The organism is Oscillospiraceae bacterium, assembly GCA_035380125.1.
Classification (GTDB): Bacteria; Bacillota; Clostridia; order Oscillospirales; family JAKOTC01; genus DAOPZJ01.
The window spans coordinates 58,161-77,359 of sequence record DAOSWV010000011.1 but is presented as its reverse complement, the minus strand read 5'-3'; the positions used below and the strand labels follow the sequence as shown (position 1 = coordinate 77,359).

Genomic DNA, 19,199 nt, shown 5'->3' with positions numbered 1-19,199 from the left:
CTCCCGGCGTGGTGGGTTGCCGTCAGTCTGTTTTGGTTCCTTCAATATATAGTGTGGCTGCGCCGCTTTCACTTGCTAAAACCATAGTGCCGGTACAATGGATCACGCCATTCTCAGAGGTAAATACGACCGTATATGTGCATCTAATGCCATTATCACTATAATTATATATTGCCATGCCGGTGGCAGGGTCATAGTCAAGGGGCAAATCTGGTTTCTCACTAAACGCAAGTTGACCATTTTCGTTTTTGATGAGACTCATTAAACCGTCGTTGTTATCACCATCATCATTTGACATAACAAGAGGATAATTCCCAACGATTTCATCTAAGGGTAGCCCGCCAATCTTCACTTCTGTTACCGGCGCAGAGAGCTTAAAGCCGAGGCTTATCTCCGGCTCATCGTTATCAGGGTCGGCATCTGGCGGGAACAGTTGCAGCTCCTTGGGACAACCGGCCTGCACATAGCCAAGCAGGGTAAACTTGGTGGAAGCCCCGCCAGTTCCTTTGAGGGTTCCGCTCCAGCTCTCCTTCACCGCATTTTCGGAAAGCGGGGCGAAGCGCAGGGCGTAGCCGTCATACTGCGATTTCTCGCCATCGGGGACATCCTCTACGATGTTAAAGGTAATGCTTTGGTTAAAGAACACTTTGACCTCGTTCAGTGCGGCCAGATACGCGGCTTCGGCCTTGCGCTGCATATACACGCCGACGGACTGCGTTACCGGGTAGAGGCGTTCATAAAGCTGTGCCTTATAACCGTCCACTAAGGTTTTCATCTCCGCCTCGGTGGGGGTGGGGATGGTGACAGAGCTTTTACTGTTTTTCTCCTTCATTTCCGAAACGACAACTCCCATATCGGCACTGTTAAGCGTCCAGAATACGCGGGCATAGCGCTCTATCTCCGCTTCGACGGCAGCCTTGGCGTCGGCTTCGTTGGGGTTGGCTTCGGCTATGTCAATCAGCACCTGCCGCCAATCCTTTAAGCTGCGGGCCGTCCATTGAAAGCCCTGTCTGTCTTTACTGATGTATTCGTCGTTAAAATAAACATAGACCTCATCTATCTTATCCATTTTCATCGCCATGCCCTGCTCAAACAGACTGGTTATGGTGTAATCAAAAATGAACAGTCCGCTGGCGGCAAGTCCCCACGCGGCGGATTCGGCATAGGAGAGCGCCAGCATCGCCGTGTCCTTGTATAAGCCGAGGGTATCGGCGTCTGTCTTTTCCGTACTCAACATCACCGCGCCAATCTTTACCGCCGCCGCTACTTTGCCAAGCTTGTTCATCTTTTTGTAGGCGGAATCAGCCAGCGCAGTGTCAAAGGTCGGGCTGCCGACGGAGGCCATGTTCAAAATCGTACCTGTGAGGTCAGTGGCGAAGCCCATTTCACCGGCTGCTCCGGCCACACCGCCCAAAAATCCGTTATAGCCTGTGAGAAGCCGCGCTGCGAGACCTGCCGCTTCCTCTCCGTCCGCGCCGCCGCCCGCTACGTATTCGCGGAGCGTTTCCATGGCTTCCTGCTGTTCAAGACCCGCAAAGTCCGCATAAATGCTGATGATTTTGGCGCTGCGTTGCCCCTCGTTTTTGACATGGAATGCGCCAAAGGTGGAGAGATGGTCGGTGTAGATGACAAGCTCATTAGTAGCCGTGTCCACCTCGAACAGCACATCTTCCCACTCACCAGTGGTTTCGTTTCTGTACTTTGCACCCACGCATTTTGCAGGGTCCTGCCCATCCTCGCAATATGCCGTATCATAGGGGATACGCAAGGTAATGAAGTCCGAAAGCTCGGTCATTTCGCCCAGCCTGAAGTCATAGGCTTCTATCTTATAGCCTTCCTCCTTGTTTTCTTCCACAGGCTCCTTAGTGACGGTCAATTCTTCTTCCCTGTCCAGCACATAACCGCCCAGTTCCACACTGACGCCATTTTCCAGTTTGGTGCCGGTGGTCTCTGGCGAAAGTGTCGCCGCATAGCTTTTGCCACCGCCCCCACCGCATCCGGTGAGACTGCTTAAAAGTAGCGCCATCGCAAGTAAAATGGATAATATCTTTTTCATTTTGAATTCCTCCCTTTCGTTACCAATTTCTTATTTCTGCCCGTACCCTTGTTTCGCGCCATATCTTCTGTGCGATCTCCATGACGCTTTGCCTGTCGCTTAGACCGTGCAGTAACTTAACTCGCAACATTTTGCCATCGTCCCCAAAGGACAAGCAGATATGCTCTTTATTGATTTGTACCTCTCGCAGCCGGACACCGTACACACCTTCACAGCCCCATTGATAGACACGGTTTCCAAGCAGCAGTCCGAAGGTGGACACGATGGTTTCCTCTGCCTGTGTTTGGTTCGGTCGAGTTTCGGAAGTGACAATGCACGAAGGTACGGTTAGAATCCGGCTATCGCAGATCACCATCGCTGCATTAAGCAACCGACTTTGCCGATACAGCAGGAGCAGTACCACAGCGCTCACGCTACCGCAGGCAATGACCATTGCAAGCTTTTGTATCACAATGAACAGCACGGTCAAAAGTATGGCAGTCACAGAAATCACTACATAGATGTTTCGCCTGTCTTTTATCGCTTTCACCCTTGGATTCACCTCCTTGTGATACCCTAATCATAGAGATAGTGGGGGAAAAAGTCCCCCGCCAAAAGTATAATTTAACGCAAAAAACCACCTATACTTTAGTATAGGTGGCCTTGAAAACCGCTTATTTACAGGCTTTTGGACTATTCCTTAATCTGAGCCTTGAGTAAGGTGCTGATGAGTTCCGCCCGGCTGCTCACACCGTACTTGGAGAGAATATTTCCTACATGATACTTGACTGTACTCTCACCAACACACATGGCGGCAGCAATTTCCTTGTTCGTTTTTCCATCAAGGATCAGTGCAAGTACTTCATTTTCTCGTTCTGTCAAAGGGTCAATCAGCTTTAGCTGACAAACAACCGCCGACTGCTGGTTCTCAGTCATTTTTGCATAGGCAGAGAGGTAGGCGTGGCTTTTCAGCAGCAGGGTGAGCTGCCTGTTCAGCGGCGGCAGAATAACGAGCGTAATACATACTACCGTTAGTGCAATCACGGCTATCTCCGCCTCGGGAAGTTGTATGGAGGTTATCATCACTCCCAGCACATCGCCACAGAGTACGCCTAACACGTTGGCAGAAAGACCGATGCCAAACATTTTGGCGGGGTTCTCGGAATAATCCAGTGTTTCTCCAATGATGCTCCACCAGAACAAATCGAAAATACCGCAGGCGCCCAGCATCAGCGTGTCAACAATCAGATAGTCCACTGTGCCTCTTGAAAGAAGCATAAAGGTGATAAAGGCAGCGGCAATCATACCCATGCCAATATAGAGAAACTGTGAACGCTGTGCTTTATTCTTGGGCGAGAGGTTTCGCATGAAAACAAGAGCAACAATGTACGGCACAGCCCAATACCAGCTCACAAGACCGGTCAAATGTTCAAACGCCGGATTGATAACCTGATACATCAGTCCCGAAGTTACAGTAATAACAGCAACGAACAGAAACAGCACCAGCATGGGCTTTTTAATATCACCGAGAGATTTTTGATCCCCTGTCGGTGCTGCTGTTGTGATTGTAACATCACCAACAGGGAGCATTGTGGTAAATACCCCGCCGAGTATCAGGCACAGCATAGAAAGAAGCAGTCCAATAACGTGTGATAGGTTGACGGCAATCACGTTAATTGCAATCATAATGATGTTGGAGAAAATCAATACATCAGCACAGGATTTTATCCGTTCGTCCTTGGGCGTGAACTTTTTGAGGAAAAATCCCCACGCTGCCACGGCACAACCACCGGCATAGCCTGCCACCACCAGACCCACAAGCCAGAGAGTGGAGGGGGCAAAGAAAAACGGAACTGTCGCAATTAGGCAGATTACCATTCCGATTACCATGGTTGATTTTGCTTTGTTCGGCGTTTTGATAAAGAAACCGCAGGAAAACAATCCAACAAAATGGGCAACAATGGCTGCAAGTATGAATGTGTTGGTCTGTGTGCCAAAGGCATCTATCGTACTGTAAAGCACCTGCCCCTCAAATACGAAGGAGAGCAGATAGGCAAAGAGGCAGGAGAAAGCTGCCACAGACATCACTCTATGATTTCTGATATTTTTCACTTTGGCACCCCCTGTTCATCGGAGGCTCCGCCACTTCTGACCCACTCATCAATCTCGGCAGTTTTGAAGCGCCATAGCTTGCCAACCTTTGATGCCGGCATACCACGCTGTTCAATCCAGCGCATAATTGTGTGTCGTTTTACACCGAGGTAATCGCAGACTTCCTGCAGGGAAATCCATCTATCCTGAATGTTGTTTTCTGGCATGGCAAACACCTCGCTTTCAAAGGACATGACTAATTATATGATACTCCAAGCAAGGCAAATAAGCAATCTATATTGTAGTTTTATGTAGTATTTAGTTGTTTAACGAATATGCTTTCTAATAATTGCCCTGCAAACTTTAGCGAATTATTATTCCAACTTAATTTTAGCCAGCATTTCCTCTCCGGTAATTTTCCCATCAAGATAATCACTCCTCGCTTGCCGTGCCAGCTTTGCCCAGCTTGCATATTCCTCCGCCGACATATCCTTGCCGCTGAGCTCTGTTTCATTTTTATCGACAGCACGATAACGGCGAGAATACACCTTGTTGTATTCCGTCAGAAAAGCAAGCAGTGTGGTGCTGCCTGCGACACCCTTATCATAAAACAGCTTCGCCCCAACCTGCTTGCAGGTGCGACCGCCGTTATAAGGGCGATCACAAAAATCACGCTTGCGCTTATCGGTCAGCACGAAATAGCGGTTGCATAGCTTGCAACGCTTCACAAATCGTCCGTTTTTCAGCATATCGGTAAATTCAAAATAGAGCATCTCATCCAAATACTCAATGAGATAGTAGGGCATTAGGCTGACACCCTCGCCGTCCTGGTGCATAATCTCCAGTAGCTCATCCGTTTCACACAAATCCCAATCGTGAATGTCTTTCATGGTTTCCATATCCACCTTGCCGTTTTTCTTTGGCAGCAGCTCATATTTTATTTTTACCGTAGCTTCTGCAAATCCAGGATACTCCGATACAAACTCGCAAAGTCGCTGGGACATGATTGTGTCCGAGCGATTTTCTTTGTCCAAACAGGTGGTGACAGCCTTTGTGCATACCTCTTGCAAATCCAAGATGTGATCCAGTTCTTCAAGACAGGTTGCAAACGGGTGAAGCAAAGCGTTTTCAAACTCATTTTGTGCATGGATAGGCTCTTTCAAAATATTGTTCAGCAGACCCACCAAGAAAAAATAGACATAGCGGTGGTTGCCGGAAATTGTCTGTGCAACATCAAATATTTTGTTTCTGATGGTCTGGTAGTTTTCCATCGTCAGCGGAATGGATTTTGTTTCGATGAGCAAGTTTCTGTATTCTTCAAAATCCATCTCAACAAATTCAATCAGCCCATTGCCGATAAATTTCTGTGCGTACTGCGTGACCTTGTTGGGGTAAGCGTAGGCCATGGAGTAAATCAGCTTATCGCTGCCCTCGAAAATTTTGATGCACGGATATTGTTCCATCGCAACTCCTTTTGCAAATAATCGATTTATCACAGAATAGCTTATTTGCTATTCACTGTGTATTTTTAGTTTTATTTATAGGACAATGGTAACATAAGGAACTGAAAAATACAATATTTCATTCATTGCAAAATTGAATAGTCGGCGAAAGAGGATATACCTGCCACGACCTTGGAAAAGCGAGCGAGCAATACGATGGGGTGAGAGTCCCGGTCAGGAACGGCTTTCGATGTACCGACAGTAACGCAAAAAATTTGAGGAGGAAGAAAAATGCCAAAGAAATTAGAAACCATGGATGCCGAAACCTTAATGACCACACCCATGCAGCCGCTAAAATTTATTGTGCAGGGGCTGATACCGCAAGGACTTCATGTTCTTGCCGGATCACCGAAAATCGGCAAGAGCTGGCTTGCCCTGTGGATTTGTTTGCAGGTGTCAAAGGGTGAAAAGGTTTGGGATTTTGAAACCACCCAAAGCGAGGTGCTGTATCTCTGCTTAGAAGATAGCTTTGCTCGCATCCAAAGCAGGCTATTTGAAATTACCGATGAAGCACCACCCACACTGCACTTCGCAATTATGAGCAATGCCATCGGCAGCGGACTGGAAAAACAGATTGAAAACTTTATTAGCGAACACCCCGACACAGGACTGATTGTCATTGACACTCTGCAAAAGATTCGCAAAACCGTCTCCGCAAATGTGAACCCCTATGCCGCCGACTACGACGATATCAATGCCCTCAAGCAAATCGCAGACAAATACAAAATCGCAATTGTGCTGGTGCATCACCTTAGAAAAACCGGTGACAGCGATCCGCTGAATATGATTTCGGGCACCAGTGGAATTGCAGGCGGTGCGGACACCAATTTTATCTTACAGAAAGATAAGAGAACAGAAAACACAGCATCCCTCATCTGCACAGGCAGAGATATTGAGGGGCGAGAATTGTTCTTGGAGTTTAATCGCTGCACCTTTGTTTGGGAACTGGTTTCCCCCATCATCATCGATGCTCTGATTATCCCCGATGAAATTATTCTTCTCTGTGATTTTGTGAAATCAGTTGGCGGCTTCACAGGCACGGCAACAGAATTGGCAGAGGTTCTGAAATTGGAATTGCGACCGGCAGTGCTGAAGAAAAAAATCATCAAGCACATGGAACATCTCAATAAAAACGGTATTCGCTATTCTGAAAACCGCACCTTTGACCGCAGAGAATTTTCTCTCTGTTATGACGGCAATGACGATATGACGGTAAATCTAAGCCCCTTAAATTTGCCGTCTTTGCCGTCAGCATCGTCAGCGGAGAGTAATTTAGCCAGCATTGCCCCCTGTCCGCCCCTGTGTGCCGAGATTGACGATGGCGTCGCATAACGCTACCCCATCTGCGGAAAACCGCAAATTGAGCCACCGTTGCCAAGACCTTGGATTTACACCGATTTCAGATTGAGCGTAGAAGTTTCGGCTACGCTTTTTCCCACCTCGGGTGGGGGCGAGCAGAGCAGGCGTGTATACGCCCGCAACTCGCCACCTTTCGGGCAGAAGCCCGTACCCACTTTACGAGAGTTAAAATCCCAAAATAGTAAGGAGATGCAATAATCAATGAAAGACAAATTTGAAACCTTTAGAGCCTCCGAAAAGGAGCAACAGGAGCTAAAACGCATGGCGAAGAAAGCCAATATGAGCAAATCTGATTACATTCGCCACTGTGTTTTTAATAAGGAAATAACTGTTATTGATGGCTTAGATGATTTTGCTAAACAGCTGAAAGCCATCGGAAACAACTTAAATCAGCTGACCACTCGTGCTAATATGGGGCATTTTGAAGCAGTCAATTTAGCAGAAACCAAGGAGCAGTTAGGAAAAATATACGATTTATTAACAAGCCTTTGCAAGGGTGAAACAGCCACAGAAACCGCTGTTGCTACTGAAGAACCCTCCGTTACTGAATTACAAATTGAAACTGATACAGGAGATTTACCACTCAAAAAACAACTTGAAAAAGAACGCAATGGGTTTTTATCGTTCTTGAACAGGAGATTTTGATGGCAACAGTCAACTACATTCCTTACAAAAAACAGTCGGCATTCACCCTGCGTGGTGTGATGATGTATGTCTGTCTCAAAGAAAAAACGTTCTTACAAGACCAAGGCTATCAGTTAATCACAGGGCAAAACTGCTGTGCCGAAACTGCATTTTCTGAATTTACTGCCACAAAAGTACGCTACAAAAAGAACAACCAAGTGCAATTCTATCACTACACGCAAAGCTTCAAAGTTGGTTTGGATATAACTCCGCAGAAAGCTCACGAAATTGCACTTGAGTTTGCACACAAAAACTATCCCGACTATGAAGTTTTAATTGCCACTCACATCGATGCACCGCACATTCACTCCCACTTTATTATCAATTCGGTCAGCTTTGAACACGGAAAAAAGCTACATCAGACACCGCATACCTTGCGTGAATTGAGATTATCCTCCGATGAAATTTGCATGGCACATGGCTTTGAAGTCCTCCCAACCTACACCTTTGGCAGAAGTAAAACCCCCAGCCGTGCTCAGCGTAAGGCTCAGCAGCGAGGTGATAGTTGGAAAAATCAGCTTCAACAAGCCATTGAGTTTGCCATGACACGAAGCTCTGATAAGGAAGATTTTATTTTCAATATGGAACGACAAGGCTACTTTGTAAAATGGACAGATGCACGCAAAACCATCACCTACACCTGTCCCAACGGTAAGTCCTGCCGTGACGATAGGCTCTTTGGTGCTAAGTTTTGCAAGGTCAATATGGAGCTTGAGTTTGATTACAGACAGCAGAAAAAAGAGATTGATGAGGAAAGTGGTTGGGAGTATGAGCGTAAGCAATTTGATAATCAACACCACAGACAGGTACAACAGGAGATTTACAAGCCGAGAAATACAAGCAAAAAGCTAACCAATGAGATTTTGCACAATCTAAGATTTCTCGAAAAAGGTGTCAGTGAAGATGATGAACTGGAAACCATTGCTCACCTTGCAACCCTCACCGCCTTGTCCTTTGCCGGGGTATATATTTTGCTTGAAGCAATGTCCAACAGCCACTCACAAGACGAACTGGATGACCAAGATGTAACTGATTATATAGAAAAGCTACAACAGGAGCCTGAAAATTGTATCGACTATGAGGAAGAACAGGAGCAGGGCTTCACTATGACAATGATGTAAGGGAGAGCACTATATGAAGAAAACAGAAAATTTGAACACAGGATTTTACGGAGAATCCATGCCGCTTGTCTACAACGACGGCAACACGGCACGAACAGTTTATCGTGATACAGCAGTTACTATGAATGATGCAGAGTGTTTTACCGAGCGAAAAATGGTGGTGGATGGAAAGAACTTTTATGTGAAATCTATCTTTCCTATGATGCCAAAATCTACTCCAACCAGAGAGCTACTTGCCTTGGTAGACAGCGAAAAAGAATAAAAAACAATAGACTTGTGGCACTGAATAGGGTATGTTGGTGTTACCGTATTCAGTTTGTCGGAAAGGAGCTTATATGAAACAGACAACTGAAAAATATACAATTTTATACGCAAGACTCAGTCAAGACGATGGCAGCCAAGGAGAATCCAACAGTATCAGCAATCAGAGACTCATCTTGGAGAAGCACGCAAAGGACAATGGCTTTGAAAATCTCAAATTTCTATTCGATGACGGATACTCAGGTACTAATTTCAATCGACCTGCATTCAAAGAACTAATGGAGCTTGTAGAAAATGATGAGGTAGCAACAATCATAGTGAAAGATATGAGCCGATTTGGCAGAGAGTATTTGGAGGTAGGCAGATACACCGAAATTATATTTCCAAACTATGATGTGAGATTTATTGCAATCGGTGACAACATTGATAGCCGATATGGAGTTGATGATTTTGCCCCGTTCAAAAATATAATTAACGAACTTTATGCAAAAGATTGTAGTCGTAAAATTCGTGCAGCCAACAGGGCAAAAGCTGAAACCGGTGCAAGGGTTGGCACAAGGGCACCCTATGGTTATATGAAAGACCCTGATGATCCAAAACGTAAAATCGTTGTTGATCCCGAATCTGCTGAAGTAGTCAAGTACATCTTCAAGCTCTGTGTTGAGGGAAATGGTCCCAGCCAAATCGCCAAAAGACTCTCAGAAGAAAAGATTTTTATGCCGAATTATTATTGGTACACAAAGGGTATGTCATACACCTCAACTACTGACATGAGTAATCCCTACCGATGGGAACAGACAACGATCCGCCATATTCTTGAAAATGAAGTTTATTTGGGCCATACGATCAACCTCAAAACAACAACTAAGTCCTTTAAAAACAAGAAGAAAATTGAAGTGCCAAAGGAAGAACAGCTTCGCTTTGAGAATACGCACCCTGCTATTATCTCTCAAAAGGTATGGGATATCGTTCAAGATATTCGTCAGCACAAACGCAGACGAACCAATATGGATGAGCAGGATATGTTTTCCGGTATGGTTTACTGTAAGGACTGCGGAGCAAAAATGGTACTGCATCGTGCCTCAACAATGAAGAAAAGTGATTACAATTTTGCCTGCCGAACCTACAAGAAAAAAGGCAAAGAGGTCTGCACCGCACATTTTATAAAAGAGGATCAGCTTGCGAAAATTGTGCTTGATGATTTAAGGCGAGTAACCCATTATGCAAGACAGCACGAATTGATGTTTGCAGAGGTTGTGGCGAAGAAAAACAGCAAGGAAACTGGGAAAGAAATTACCTTGCTGACCAAAGAAATTGCTACTTTAAAACGACGTGATGAGGAACTGACCAAGCTGTTCAAAAGGCTGTATGAGGACAATGTCCTCGGTAAAATTCCCAATGAGGTGTTCCGAAAATTAAGCGATGACTACCTTGCAGAGCAAAAAGAAATCAAGTCCACCATTCCCATAAAGGAAAGTAAACTGGAAAAACTTAAGGATTCGGTTGCAAATGTCACTGCATTCATCGAGGAAGCAAAGGAGATCACCGAAATCAATGAGATAACGGCAACCATTCTCCACAGGTTCATTGACAGGATTGTTGTGGGCGAGCGTACCGAGAAATATTCGAGAACAGCACTGCAAGAAATTCAAATCCATTACCGCTACATCGGGCTGCTTGACGATGTCATTGAACAACCTGCCACAAGAGAACAGCAAGAAGTCGCTTAGAAACAGCAAAGGGCAGACAGCGAAAACTCACTGTCTGCCCAATACCACACCGCTTAGCCGTAGTTTAGGAAAATGTCCCTATGGGACTACGGCTAAACGACCCTTTCTTTTTATGTTCTTACAGCTCTTTCCTCCGCGAGGTCAAGATACAACTTGATGGCCTCACCGGGGATGTCCCACGGAATGTGGTTACCGATACACATCACATACCCACCGGTCAGCTTGGAGGTCTCGACCATCCGATCGACCATGTCCGAAATCTCATCGGGGTTATTGCGCTTCAAAATCCGGTTGTCACCCTCTCCCGCCAAAAAGCAGTCCTTATGATTTTTCGCGATGGTTTTATAATCCGTATACGGCTCGGAGATGATTCCGCTGGCCCCGCAGGCAAACACGTCGTCGGCGTATTGATCCATGCAGCCGTCGGCCATAAAGATGACCCGCTTCCCGGCGGCTTTCAGCATGCCCCAATATTCCTCATAGCGTGGGAAAACGTATTTGTGCATCCATTCGGGCGAACACACCGGCCCGCGCGTGGTCACGATGTCGTCGTGGCAGGTGACGAATTTGACCGGCAGTTTGGCGAAAACCGAGAAGACCCGCCGGTTGATCTCGGCAAACTCGTCCATCACGCGTTCAAAACGCTCGTCGAGGCAGCACTCCAAAAACAGTTCCCACCCGAATGTCAGCATCGGCCACATAAATGTGGTGTTGTAAAATCCGACGCCGCGCGTCGAAAACGGCTCCGGTTCGCCCCAAGGTTTCGGAAAGGCCTGTTCGTAGTGTTTTTCTATGCTCTCAACCGACGTAAAATCACTGTGCTCGACCACAAAACCCCAGTCGGTCATGTCGGCATGCTCCAGCGGGCTGAAATTGAACACGTCCTCGGCGGTCTTAAAAATTTGTTCGCCGTGGATAAACGTCCCGGTCTGCCCCGTTCCCCAGCGCACCGTGCCGTGACAGGTGTCGTCACCGGTCGGACGCGTGATCGGCGCATCGTCTTTCGGAACCGGAAGATCCAGCCGCGGATACATCTCCAACAGCCGCTCCCGGCATTTTTTCGGGTGTGCATAAGCATCAATGCCCGTAATCCAGGTCTCGGCGTCGGGATTGGACCAGTGCTCCCAATGCGGCAGATGTTTGGGCGCAAGCCCCATGAACGCGTCGTATTTCTCACGCCGGTACGTTGTAAAGTCCATTATGTTTTCCTCTCGCTAATCCAAATGGAACAACAAATTTAAATCTTTTGCGACCGGGCTGTTGTCGGGATTGGTCTCCATGATGTCAGCCATAAAATCCCACCATTTGCGGTTGATGGCGGTGTCAGCGCTTTTGCTCCATTTTGTCTCGTCCTCGATCTCGATGTAGCCGAACAGAATCAGCGTCTCGGGGTCGAGATAGATCGAATAATTTTTCCCGCCGTGCGCATGAATCATGTCGATCATTTCCGGCCAGAGTTCGTTGTGTCGTTTTTCGTATTCGGCCTCCATACCCGGGTAAAGTTTCATTTTAAAACCTTTGTAAATCATTTGCTCTTTTCGCCCTTTCACATCAAATTATGCATAATATTGACCGACCAACCGATTCAGCAGACGAACCGGCAGCAGTTTCTGGAGAGTGACGAAGACTTTATATTGAAAACCGATCGCCTTCAGCGGCTTCGGATGCTTTTGCAGTGCGGTTTTATAAAACACCTTTGCGATGACCGCCGGATCCATACCGTTCTGCTCTTCATGTTCCATCTGAGTCACCTGCCGTTCGATAACACCACCGTACAACGTGTTCTCAATCGGCGCTTTTTCACGTTTTTCCGTGAAGCCGGTCTTGGCGTCACCGAGCATCAGCGCACTCACCCGAATGCCGAACGGCCGCAGTTCGTTGGCCAGCGCACAGGCATAGGCATTGATGGCCGCCTTGCTGGCCGAATAAATGGTCTGGAACGGAATCGATAAGGTTCCGGCAACCGAACTTGTAAACAACAGCGTTCCGCCGCTTTCCCGCAGTTTCGGAATCGCGGCCTTCACACAATTATGTGCGCCGATAAAGTTGACCGAAAGTTGTTTTTCAACCGCATCCGTCCCGGTGAATTCAACTGCGCCTGAGATGCCGAACCCGGCATTGGCAATTAAAACGTCGATATGTTCAATCTGTGCCAAAGCTGCTCGAACCGCTTCCGGATCGGTGACGTCCGTTGTGATATGCAAGACGCCGTCATGGTTGTTGCCGTGCCGCGACAGATCATAAACCTGCCATCCGTTTTTAACGAACTCCAGTGCGCACGCAAGGCCGATCCCGTTGGATGCGCCGCTGATAACAACTGTTTTCACAATATTCATCCTCTTATGTTTGCGGGTTTCGGCTCCGCCGAAACCCGCATTTAATTTTTAATTCTTTTCTTCCGTTTCGATAACCTTTTTCATAATGTCCATCGCCTCGTCGAGCAGCGCGTCGGTGTGCGTGGCCATATAGCTGGTGCGCAGCAGGCAATCGGTCGGACCGGTCGCCGGCGGCAGCACCGGATTGACGTAGACACCCGCTTCATACAGATCTTTGGCGCGGGTCAGCGTCTTGAGTGCGTCACCGGTCGGCAGCGGAACAATCGGCGTCAGGTCGGTGCAGCGGTATTCGATGCCGCGTTTATCCATCCCCGCCCGGACATATCCCGCAATTTCACGCAGACGCGCCACCCGTTCGGGATGCTCACGCAGAATTTCAAGCGCTTTCAGTGCCGTGGCACAGTTGGCCGGCGGAATCGAAGCGCAGAAAATAAACGGTCTGGAACAGTGCCGCGTATGCTCGATCACGGCGGCATCGGCGGCCATATACCCGCCCAGCGATGCCAGCGATTTGCTGAATGTGCCCATAATAATGTCGACCTTGTCGGTCAGTCCGAAATGTTCGGCGGTGCCGCCCCCGCGTTCGCCCAAAACGCCGAGTCCGTGGGCGTCATCGACCATCACACGCGCGCCGTATTTTTCGGCCAGCGCCACGATCTCGGGCAGCTTGCAAATGTCGCCGCCCATGCTGAATACGCCGTCGGTGACAATCAGTTTTCCGTATTTTTCATCGATCTCCGAGAGTTTTTTCTCCAGGTCGGCCATATCGCTGTGGCGGTAACGCACCATCTGCGCATACGAAAGCCGGCACCCGTCGTAAATGCTGGCATGATTTTCGCGATCGCATAAGATATAGTCCTCACGGCCGGCAATGGCACTGATAATGCCCAGATTGGTCTGGAAACCGGTCGAAAAGGTCATCACGGCCTCTTTGCCCAGAAACGCAGCCAGTTCTTTTTCCAACTGTATATGCAGCGCCAGTGTCCCGTTCAGAAACCGGGAACCGGAACAACCGCTGCCATATTGTTCAAGCGCTTTCACGCCCGCTTCAATCACTTCGGGATGCACCGTCAGACCCAGATAGTTGTTGGAACCGAGCATAATCCGGCGTTTCCCCTCCATGACGACTTCAACGTCCTGCCGGGTCTGCAGCTCGTGGAAATACGGGTAAAGCCCCATCTCCTTGGCCTGACTCGCCATTGTTTTATCGTGATAGCATTTTTCAAGAATATCCATTCAAGCACTCCCTTAAAAGAAATACACATGTAAGCCGGAATTCATTTTACCACCTGCAAAAAAACCTGTCAACACATCACACAAATGCCCGCCTCTCATATAATGAGGTTGAGCGGCTATGTATAGCCGCAACCTGAAACGGAGGACATAATTATTATGAACGAGCGAAACGGATGCAATCCGTCGACCGGCTCTTTCCGGGAGGTTGTGAATTGCAGCGTTGACAGGATATACGATTCCTGCTATGACAAGGATTGTCTGGAAGATCTTCCGGTTTGTTTCACAAACTGCAGCCAGAATATCATCGACAATGCCATCGCCTGCAAGTTCAAGAAGTGCGAGATCGTCAACGTCATTGTGAACGTCGAGCCGATTCCGTATAACTGCGGATTCTACGCCGTCGACATCACCTTCTTCTTCCATTGCTGGTTCGAATGCTTCACCTGCATGGGCGACCACGGCCAGTGTGTTGAAGGCCTGGCCATCTACAACAAAAAAGTCATCCTTTACGGCTCAGAGGGTGACTCCATGATCTTTACATCCCAGTATTCCGGCTGCTGCAACGACTGCACGACCTTCAGCACCAATATGCCCAAGGCCACGGTCGAAACGGTACAGCCGATCGCGCTCTCAGCGCGTTTGCTGGACATCTGCGACTGCCCCCATCATCTCAACCGCTTCGGTGCCAATATTCCGGCTCCCATCGCCGAAAGATTTGAAGGTAACTTCAATGTCTGCGACCCACGCAGAGTCGTGCTTGCCACCATCGGTTTGTTCTCAATCGTCAGCATTTCCCGTAAAGTCTCCCTGGTCGTTCCGGCCTGCGGCTTCGGCGTCCCGCTGAAGGAATGCGTCGGCTCCGATGAAGACCCCTGCGAACTGTTCTACAAGATCCAGTTCCCGACCGATCAATTCTTCCCCCCGCGCATGAGCGAAAACAACAACAATGTAGCCCCGACCGGCTGCAGCTGCAACAGGTAGGCTCCGACACGATTTCCCCGGCGTGAAACGACGGGGTTATAACGACTGATTCTGTCAGCCGTTAAAGAAAATCTGTCAGACATATTCTCTCCCAAAACAAACACGGACGGTGCGCACCGTCCGTGTTTTGTCTTCTCTATACTTATAAAACTACTTTATCAATTCGCCGATCTTTTTTCGGAATTCGTCCACCTGTGACGGCATACGTTTGCCGAACGCGCACTCGTTTGAAAAATCCTCGCAGTTGTTTTTCAACGCGTCGTATCCGCCTTCTCCGAGACGCGCAAGCGCCGTTTTAACGATCTCCTCCGGTTTTCTGCGCTGTCGTTTCTCGGCAAGCGAATATTCCCGGACCTCCAAAAAACCGCCCAGCAAAAACTGCGGCAACCCGGTTTTTCGGACTTTCACCGACATTGGGTCGTTCACCCCATCACCGTTTTCGGCACAGAAGTGTACAACCTCAGCGTTGCCGACATAAATCCCGTGATGAAAATAATATTGTCGCCCCACCCGAATCTGATCACCGATTTCGGGTTGTTTTGCTTTCCAAACGCTCATTTTTCCGCCAGCTTTTCCTCGATAAAATTGCACACGTCACCGACCGTGACAAATGCATTTCCCTCCATTTGTGTGATTTCGATGTCGAATTCCTGTTCCATAGCGATGGCCATAATCAGCATCATAATCGATGAGAATCCCAAATCGCCGCCGAGAGTCGTCTCGTATGTAACGGCGTCAAGGTCGATCGAGTGATCCTTCATCACCTTTCCGATCAACTGCTTCAAGCGTGCAAAAACCATAGTTTCAGTTGTTCCCTTTCAAAATTTACGCTTTTCTCTTTTCTTTCTACAGAGACTCCAAAATCCGATCGACGACCAGCTGCCGAAACTCCGGCGACAACATCATAAAATAGGCGGTAAAGCCGGTCACGCGCACGACCAAATCGGGGTATTTTTCGGGATTTTTGTGCGCATCCAAAATCTTTTCCTTGTTCAGGATGTTGACGTTGATCAGCGTGCCGCCCTGATCGACATGCCCTTTCAGCAGCGCCATGACTTTCTCAACGCCGCCTTCTTCGGCTTTCAGGCCGGGGTCGAGTTCCAGCTGCCAGGGCGCGGTGTTGCCGTAACCCGGCTGAATCGCGGCGATGCCGTTCGCAACAGCGGTTGCGGCGCCGTCGCGGCGGAAATTGGTGTTGGGGTTTGCCCCGTGCGTGATCGCGGCATGAGATTTTCTGCCGTCGGGTGTCGCGCCGACCTTTGCGCCGAATTCCAGCGTGTTGGCCCAGGAAAACCACCCCGGGATCAAAATACGGTCATCGGGCATCGGGTAATGATGCACCGCTTCCGAGAAAGTCCGGCTGATCTTGTTCGCCCATTGATCACCCCGGCTGTTGCCTTGGCAGTACCGGTCTGACGATTTCAAAATCAGCTGAATCCGGTCATACGGCGCACCCTCGAAGTCGTGTTCCATTGCCTCCGTCACCTGCTGCCAGGTCAGCACTTTTTCGTCTTCCACACGCTGCTGCAGCGCGGCAAACGAGTCGGCGACTGTCGCAAGGCCCGCACCGTCGATGCACAGGTTAAAATACTCGGCGCATTGAGTCATATCCAGCCCCTGTTCGACGGTGTTATGCGAAATCAGATTCAGCACCAGTTCGGGCATATATTCATGCATATGTTCGAGTTGAAAATTAATGCCCTTTGCCGTGACGTCAATGGCCTTATTCAGATGGAATTCAAACCGCTCCCACAGCTTTTCAACGGTGGGTTCGGGTTCCGCCGAAATCTCTTTAAAAGCCACCTCAAAGACCTTTGCGACGTTGATTTTTACGGTGTCGTTCAGCGTATATTCCAGTCCGGGCAGCGAATTCCAGTGGCAGCCGACGGCCACGCGGTCACGCGCCATCGCAGCGGTCATTTTTCGGTTTTTCGTAAAATTCATCAGACCCTTGTCACCCGAAAACCGCGGCCAGCCGTTGCCGTCCTCAAACAGGTATTCAACGCCCTTGCGGAACAAATCCTGATTGATGCCGTCAAACAGCCGAATCGTGACGTTGAGTGTGATGTTGAGCCAGTGTCCGGCCTCAAGCACCAAAAACGAGAGTTCGTTGGTCTTGTCTTTTCCCTCGGCGTCGGGTCCGCCGATCTGATAATAATGCGGGTTGAGCAGCATCAGATTGGCGAGAATAAAGGTCGCTTTGTCGTCATCCAAAAGACCGGCGGCCTTGTCGCGCAGATAAAACGGATACAAAAACTGATCCAGCTGCATACCCGCACCCTCACGGTTATAGGTCCAAGAAGCGTTTTGAAACCACCCCATCCATTGGCACATCTCCAAAAAGGTGCGCGGCTCCCGCTGCATCAAATTGACGTTGCACTCATACATCTCCGCCAGCGTCTGCCGGAGATTCGGATCTTTTTCATCCTCCATCAGCTGTTTGATCACGGGCAGATGCCGTCCGATATAACGGATGATCGCCTCGACCACGCGGATTTCGGCGTCATAAAATTCATATTTCGACGGATCGTTCATTTCCCGGTAGTGTTTGAGCTTTTCCAACAGGCCCGAAAAGCCCAACTGCGCACCGATCTGATAGTCGGGCGCAAAATGCTGATTGGCGCCGATGCCGGTGATGATGTGATATTTCTCCTGATCTTCTTTCATCTCGTCGAAAGAAGCGACAAAATCGGGCCAATATTTCTCCCACTTAATACCCGCTATGTCCTGCAGCAGATAGGTATGCCGTCCGGCTAAAATTTCGACGGGGTCAACATAAAGCGGACACTCGTCATAATATTTTGCCAGATTAATCGAAAACTCTTCCGCGCCGCAGATAACGCCCGGGCGTTTGGTCACCGGTTCAAAATGAAACCCCTCCGGCAGCGGAATACCGCCGTTGTCATCGCAGTCGATATAACCTCTCTGTGCTTTTTTGGCGAGCGTCTGTTGGATTTTGGTCTGGTGCAGCAGCGCAGCCCTCTCCCGATACGTCAACATGTTTTGTGCCTCCGAAATTTTAAATAAAATCAACTCATTTTGATATTTGCGAAGCGGAAAGGAATCTGATATTTTTCAACGATCGGCCCCAGCATCGCTTTCAGCGCAGGTTTATCGGGCGTCTCGAATTTTTTGATAAAATCGGTGTCCTCCACCTGTTTGCTCAGCCCGAGCGGGTGATAGGGCAGAACCTCGTAATACGCCAGATTTTTCAGACCCGCGGCGAATTTCACGATTTTCTCCAGTTCGTCCGCCGCATCGTTGACGCCCGGAACCACCGGTGTTCGCAGAATGATCTTTGCCCCGTGCCGGTCGAGTTCCCTCAGGTTTTTCATAATCGTCCCGTTCGAAATCCCGGTGAAATCTTTGTGAATTTCGTCGTCAAACGCCTTCAGGTCGATCATCCACACATCGACGAACGGCAGCGCCTGTTCCATCCGTTCAAACGGCATGGAGCCGTTGGTCTCAACCCCGCAGTGAATGCCCCGCGCTTTGGCGGATTTGAGCAATTCGAGCAGAAACGGTGTCTGCATAAACGGCTCGCCGCCCGAGACGGTCAAACCGCCGGTCTCACCGTAATAGGGCTGATCGGCGGAGACCTCCGCCATCACCTCTTCAACGGCCGTCTCCTTGCCGCACAAAATCCTTGCGCCCGAATAACACCCTTCCGCGCAGTGTCCGCAGTGCAGGCAGAGCTTCGGATTGAAGACATATTCGGGATAGGTGTGGATGGCCTCGGGATTATGGCACCACGCGCAGCGCATATTGCAGCCCTTCAAAAAAACCGTCGTGCGGATTCCCGGCCCGTCGTGCACCGACATCCGCTGAATACTGGAAATCAGACCCGTTATACCCATCGTTCG

General features: G+C 48.8%; 19 protein-coding genes. 6 read left to right on the top strand and 13 right to left on the bottom strand.

The window, feature by feature from the left end; genetic code table 11:
* Window positions 1–22: 22 nt before the first annotated feature.
* The 5 genes from PK629_05865 to PK629_05845 all read right to left on the bottom strand — a co-directional run bounded on the left by PK629_05865 (window position 23) and on the right by PK629_05845 (window position 5,589).
* Complete coding sequence (locus PK629_05865; GenBank protein ID HOP10999.1) at window positions 23–2,056, bottom strand: hypothetical protein; 2,034 nt, start codon at window positions 2,054–2,056, stop codon at window positions 23–25.
* Window positions 2,057–2,075: 19 nt separating this feature from the next.
* Window positions 2,076–2,585 (bottom strand): hypothetical protein, encoded by a 510-nt coding sequence (locus PK629_05860; protein ID HOP10998.1) that lies wholly within the window; start codon window positions 2,583–2,585, stop codon window positions 2,076–2,078.
* A gap of 143 nt (window positions 2,586–2,728) precedes the next feature.
* Window positions 2,729–4,147, bottom strand: a complete 1,419-nt coding sequence (locus PK629_05855; GenBank protein ID HOP10997.1) for a LuxR C-terminal-related transcriptional regulator — start codon at window positions 4,145–4,147, stop codon at window positions 2,729–2,731.
* On the bottom strand, window positions 4,144–4,353 hold the full coding sequence (locus PK629_05850; GenBank protein HOP10996.1) for a helix-turn-helix domain-containing protein: 210 nt from the start codon (window positions 4,351–4,353) through the stop codon (window positions 4,144–4,146). The genes PK629_05855 and PK629_05850 overlap by 4 nt, the downstream gene beginning before the upstream one ends.
* Window positions 4,354–4,500: 147 nt before the next feature.
* Window positions 4,501–5,589: a DUF6076 domain-containing protein gene (locus tag PK629_05845; GenBank protein ID HOP10995.1), complete on the bottom strand. Its 1,089-nt coding sequence runs from the start codon at window positions 5,587–5,589 to the stop codon at window positions 4,501–4,503.
* A 270-nt stretch (window positions 5,590–5,859) separates the two neighbouring features.
* On the opposite strand from PK629_05845, the gene PK629_05840 reads away from it, so the two are divergent.
* The 5 genes from PK629_05840 to PK629_05820 all read left to right on the top strand — a co-directional run bounded on the left by PK629_05840 (window position 5,860) and on the right by PK629_05820 (window position 10,783).
* The gene (locus PK629_05840) at window positions 5,860–6,960 is read left to right on the top strand and encodes an AAA family ATPase (protein ID HOP10994.1); all 1,101 of its coding nucleotides are present in this window, start codon (window positions 5,860–5,862) and stop codon (window positions 6,958–6,960) included.
* Between the two features lie 228 nt (window positions 6,961–7,188).
* Entirely contained in the window at window positions 7,189–7,632 is a 444-nt protein-coding gene (gene mobC, locus PK629_05835) for a plasmid mobilization relaxosome protein MobC (GenBank protein HOP10993.1), read from the top strand.
* Window positions 7,632–8,792 (top strand): relaxase/mobilization nuclease domain-containing protein, encoded by a 1,161-nt coding sequence (locus PK629_05830; GenBank protein ID HOP10992.1) that lies wholly within the window; start codon window positions 7,632–7,634, stop codon window positions 8,790–8,792. Before mobC ends, PK629_05830 begins: the two co-directional genes overlap by 1 nt.
* A 13-nt stretch (window positions 8,793–8,805) precedes the next feature.
* Window positions 8,806–9,054, top strand: a complete 249-nt coding sequence (locus tag PK629_05825) for a hypothetical protein (GenBank protein ID HOP10991.1) — start codon at window positions 8,806–8,808, stop codon at window positions 9,052–9,054.
* Between the two features lie 73 nt (window positions 9,055–9,127).
* Window positions 9,128–10,783, top strand: a complete 1,656-nt coding sequence (locus tag PK629_05820) for a recombinase family protein (GenBank protein HOP10990.1) — start codon at window positions 9,128–9,130, stop codon at window positions 10,781–10,783.
* A 110-nt stretch (window positions 10,784–10,893) separates the two neighbouring features.
* On the opposite strand, the gene PK629_05815 is transcribed toward PK629_05820, so the two are convergent.
* From PK629_05815 to PK629_05800, 4 genes are read right to left on the bottom strand one after another with little or no spacing between them, the layout of a single operon-like run.
* On the bottom strand, window positions 10,894–11,982 hold the full coding sequence (locus PK629_05815; protein HOP10989.1) for a uroporphyrinogen decarboxylase family protein: 1,089 nt from the start codon (window positions 11,980–11,982) through the stop codon (window positions 10,894–10,896).
* A gap of 15 nt (window positions 11,983–11,997) precedes the next feature.
* Window positions 11,998–12,312 (bottom strand): L-rhamnose mutarotase, encoded by a 315-nt coding sequence (gene rhaM / locus PK629_05810; protein HOP10988.1) that lies wholly within the window; start codon window positions 12,310–12,312, stop codon window positions 11,998–12,000.
* 27 nt (window positions 12,313–12,339) lie between these two features.
* Entirely contained in the window at window positions 12,340–13,110 is a 771-nt protein-coding gene (locus PK629_05805) for an SDR family NAD(P)-dependent oxidoreductase (GenBank protein HOP10987.1), read from the bottom strand.
* Between the two features lie 57 nt (window positions 13,111–13,167).
* Entirely contained in the window at window positions 13,168–14,355 is a 1,188-nt protein-coding gene (locus PK629_05800) for an aminotransferase class I/II-fold pyridoxal phosphate-dependent enzyme (protein HOP10986.1), read from the bottom strand.
* A gap of 156 nt (window positions 14,356–14,511) precedes the next feature.
* On the opposite strand from PK629_05800, the gene PK629_05795 reads away from it, so the two are divergent.
* Window positions 14,512–15,336 (top strand): hypothetical protein, encoded by an 825-nt coding sequence (locus PK629_05795; GenBank protein ID HOP10985.1) that lies wholly within the window; start codon window positions 14,512–14,514, stop codon window positions 15,334–15,336.
* A gap of 150 nt (window positions 15,337–15,486) precedes the next feature.
* On the opposite strand, the gene PK629_05790 is transcribed toward PK629_05795, so the two are convergent.
* Genes PK629_05790 through PK629_05775 form a run of 4 tightly spaced genes read right to left on the bottom strand, consistent with a single transcriptional unit; the run spans window position 15,487 to window position 19,193 of the window.
* Window positions 15,487–15,894 carry a lecithin retinol acyltransferase family protein gene (locus tag PK629_05790; protein HOP10984.1) on the bottom strand — a complete coding sequence of 136 codons (408 nt, stop codon included), beginning with the start codon at window positions 15,892–15,894 and terminating at the stop codon, window positions 15,487–15,489.
* The gene (locus PK629_05785) at window positions 15,891–16,136 is read right to left on the bottom strand and encodes a phosphopantetheine-binding protein (GenBank protein HOP10983.1); all 246 of its coding nucleotides are present in this window, start codon (window positions 16,134–16,136) and stop codon (window positions 15,891–15,893) included. The genes PK629_05790 and PK629_05785 overlap by 4 nt, the downstream gene beginning before the upstream one ends.
* A 46-nt stretch (window positions 16,137–16,182) precedes the next feature.
* Window positions 16,183–18,336 carry a pyruvate formate lyase family protein gene (locus tag PK629_05780; GenBank protein ID HOP10982.1) on the bottom strand — a complete coding sequence of 718 codons (2,154 nt, stop codon included), beginning with the start codon at window positions 18,334–18,336 and terminating at the stop codon, window positions 16,183–16,185.
* Window positions 18,337–18,365: 29 nt separating this feature from the next.
* On the bottom strand, window positions 18,366–19,193 hold the full coding sequence (locus PK629_05775; GenBank protein HOP10981.1) for a glycyl-radical enzyme activating protein: 828 nt from the start codon (window positions 19,191–19,193) through the stop codon (window positions 18,366–18,368).
* Window positions 19,194–19,199: the final 6 nt, after the last annotated feature.